Source organism: Dietzia sp. DQ12-76 (genome assembly GCF_014145045.1).
Taxonomy (GTDB): domain Bacteria; phylum Actinomycetota; class Actinomycetes; order Mycobacteriales; family Mycobacteriaceae; genus Dietzia.
On the sequence record NZ_JAALDV010000481.1, the window covers coordinates 1 to 2,542 of the forward strand.

Here is a 2,542-nt window from a genome sequence, read left to right on the forward strand (position 1 = left end):
CGACACGATCTCCTCGGCCGGCGGGGTCGCCGCGAAGTCGTGGGTGGACGCGACCACCGCGACCCGGTGGTGGTGGGCCGCGGCGATGGAGTCCGCCGCGAGCGGGTGCAGGTACTCCACGTCCACGGCGGCCGCGGCACCGGTGGAGGACAGTGCCTCGATCACGGCGACGTAGGTCGTCGGGGAGATCTCCGCGCCCCCGCCCTCGCCACGGGTGCGGAATGTGGCCAGGATCGGCACCCCCGGCAGCAGCGTCGAGAGTCGCTCGAGGGCCTCCACCGCCGGGGCCGGGTCACCTCCGGCCCCGGCGGTGAAGGGCTCGAAGAGGTCGACCCGCCACTCGACGACATCCACCAACCGACCTGGTGACCGGCCCGCCCACGAGTCCGTGTCCGAGTCCGTGTCCGTCGAGGCTCCGTTCCGGGGTGTCCCCGCCTCGGCCGCGCTCCGGTACCCGTCGTCGGCGGCGACCAGCGCATCGGCCTGCGCCTCGAGCTCCGCGAGATCCCGTCCGGTGAGCGGAACGATGATCGACGGCGAACGTGAGTCCAGGTGGAGCCGATGGCGGGGCATGGATAGACCCTACGACGACCCCGCCGTGCCGGAGGCCTCGGCAGTGACCTCAGCAGCACCCCTCGCACGGGCAGCGCCGACGGGCGGGTACAAGTTCCAGGGCGCTGAGGCCGCCGGAGCCGGCGGTGCGGTAGTAGCGGCCCGCCCACCGCAGCGTCCTGGAGGGGCGCCGAACCGGCGTGAGTTCCCACGTCGGCCCGTCGGGGCCCTCACACAGGAGGTGGCCGGCGTCGAGGACCCCGCCGTCCAGGACGGACCCGCCCCACCGGGTGAGCAGCGCGGCCGTCTCACGGGCGCCCAGGCCGCGGACCAGGAGCTCGGGGTGTCCGCGACCGGTGAGCCCGACCGTGTATCCGAATCGCTGGTCCGGTGGGAGGGGTGCGGAGTGACAGTCCACGCAGGTGCAGCCCTGGCCCACGTGGACCACGTGGATGCCGTACCGGTCGATGTTGGCGGCGACGACGGCCATGTCGGGGTCGAGGGAGGCCACGGGGCGGAACGGGATGACGGTGTGGGACACGGGAACTCCTGGTTGTCTGGTGTGCGATCGTCCGTATCGAACAGGTGCTCGATACGAGTGCGACGATAGATCGCCCCTACGACACGGACGCCGAGGTGCCGTGATGATGCGCGCGGCCTCGGTGCACACTTGAGTGAGGACGAGGGAGGGGAACCGCATGAGGGTCGCGTTGGCACTGGGTTCCGGCGGGGCGCGCGGATATGCGCACATCGGGGCCATCCGCGAGCTCCAGTCGCGCGGACACGAGGTGGTCGGAGTGTCCGGGGCCTCGATGGGCGCGGTGGTGGGGTCGTTGCTCGCGGCCGGCGAGCTGGACCGTTTCGAGGAATGGGTGAGAGGTCTGGCACAGCGGGACGTCCTGCGGCTGCTGGATGTGTCCTTCGCCGGCGGGGGGGCGATCCGCGCCAACAAGATCATGGGCGTGATCGGCGAGATGCTCGACGACGTGCGGATCGAGGATCTCGCGATCCCCTACACCGCCGTGGCCACCGACCTGCGGGCGAGGCGGGAGGTCTGGTTCACCCGGGGCCCGGTGGACATCGCCGTGCGTGCGTCGTTCGCCATCCCGAGCATCGTCACGCCGGCGATCGTGGGCGGGCGACTGATGATCGACGGCGGCGTGACCAACCCGGTCCCGCTCGAGCCGCTCGCCTCGGTGGACAGCGATCTGGTTCTGGCGGTCTCACTGACCGGTCGCCGGGAGGGGATCCGTGGTTCCACCTTCCAGGAGAGCTCGGACCCCGAGGAACCGTCGGCCGTGGCGGATCCGAAGATCTCCAAGAAGGGGGGCACGGTGACGGCGACCACCGCCAGGCTCTCCGGTCGCATCCGGACGGCGGCGGCGGACGTGCGGGACGCCGACCTGGTCAGGCTGGTCGCGGCCCGCTTCGGTCAGGACTCGACAGGTCAGGACCCCACGGGCCAGGACCCGATCGGGGAGGAGGCGACCGGGATGGATTCGACGGGGCCGGGGGCCGAGCCCCGGCCACGTGCCTCCGAGAGGTCGACTCCTGGTGCGTCGGCGACACCGTCCCCCGAGGTCGAGGAGGCTGTGGAAGAGGGAGAACGCGAGGTCCGGGCCGAGGCCCAGAGCGACGAGCGCGGCCTGGAGTCCCTCCCGGGCACACTCCGGATCTTCGACGTGGTCTCCCAGTCGATCGAGGCCATGCAGAGCATTCTCACCGGCTACCGGATGGCGGGCAACCGTCCCGATGTCCTCGTGGAGGTGCCGTCCGACGCGTGCTCGGCGTTCGACTTCCACCGGGCGGAGGAGATGATCGAACTCGGCCGCCGGCTCACCGCGGAGGCGCTGGACCGGGAGGGGGTGTGAGAGCCCACCGTGCGACCCGGTGCGCCCCGATCCGGCTGAGCTCCCCTAACCCCCCTGGCCGACCTGCGGCAGGTGCTGCGGGCAGAACGCCCTGACCGCGGCGGCCACGACCACCGGCG

At 71.9% G+C, this 2,542-nt stretch carries 3 protein-coding genes; 1 reads left to right on the plus strand and 2 read right to left on the minus strand.

Going from position 1 to position 2,542, the window contains the following annotated elements; all coding sequences use genetic code 11:
- The coding region (locus G6019_RS15160) for a type I 3-dehydroquinate dehydratase (RefSeq protein WP_182627937.1) at window positions 1-573 on the minus strand (573 nt) is incomplete at its 3' end.
- Window positions 574-622: 49 nt separating this feature from the next.
- The gene (locus G6019_RS15165) at window positions 623-1,093 is read right to left on the minus strand and encodes a DUF4262 domain-containing protein (RefSeq protein ID WP_182613488.1); all 471 of its coding nucleotides are present in this window, start codon (window positions 1,091-1,093) and stop codon (window positions 623-625) included.
- A gap of 157 nt (window positions 1,094-1,250) precedes the next feature.
- Between G6019_RS15165 and G6019_RS15170 the strand changes: the two genes are divergently transcribed.
- A complete protein-coding gene (locus tag G6019_RS15170; protein ID WP_107757593.1) occupies window positions 1,251-2,423 on the plus strand; it encodes a patatin-like phospholipase family protein in 1,173 nt (390 codons plus the stop codon).
- Window positions 2,424-2,542 lie beyond the last annotated feature (119 nt).